At 66.0% G+C, this 647-nt stretch carries 1 pseudogene; it reads left to right on the forward strand.

Going from position 1 to position 647, the window contains the following annotated elements:
• Window positions 1-647 (forward strand): annotated as a pseudogene (locus AACY52_RS29140) (excinuclease ABC subunit UvrA); the annotation flags it as partial.

The following is a 647-nucleotide window of genomic DNA, read 5'->3' on the forward strand; positions in this document are numbered from 1 at the left end:
GCACCATCAAGGTGGTGAACGCGCGCGGCAACAATCTGAAGAACGTCACCGCCGAGATTCCGCTCGGCCTGTTCACGGCCGTCACCGGCGTCTCCGGTGGCGGCAAGTCGACGCTCCTGATCGACACGCTCTACAAGGCCATCGCCCGCAAGCTCAACAACGCCAGCGAGGGCGCGGCGCCGCACGACCGCATCGAGGGTCTCGAGCACATCGACAAGGTCATCGATATCGACCAGTCGCCGATCGGCCGCACCCCGCGCAGCAACCCCGCCACCTATACCGGCGCCTTCACCCAGATCCGCGACTGGTTTGCGGGGCTGCCCGAGGCGCAGGCGCGCGGCTACAAGCCCGGCCGCTTCAGCTTCAACGTCAAGGGCGGCCGCTGCGAGGCGTGCCAGGGCGACGGCCTGCTCAAGATCGAAATGCACTTCCTGCCCGATGTCTATGTGACGTGCGACGTGTGCCACGGCGCGCGCTACAATCGCGAGACGCTGGAGGTGAAGTTCAAGGGCAAGTCGATCGCCGACGTGCTCGACATGACGGTCGAGGATGCCGCCGATTTCTTCAAGGCGGTGCCGCGCGTGCGCGACACGTTCGAGACCTTGCGCCGCGTCGGCCTCGACTACATCCATGTCGGACAACAGGCC

Source organism: Pseudomonas sp. EA_65y_Pfl1_P113, from assembly GCF_963970525.1.
GTDB lineage: Bacteria > Pseudomonadota > Gammaproteobacteria > Pseudomonadales > Pseudomonadaceae > Aquipseudomonas > Aquipseudomonas tritici.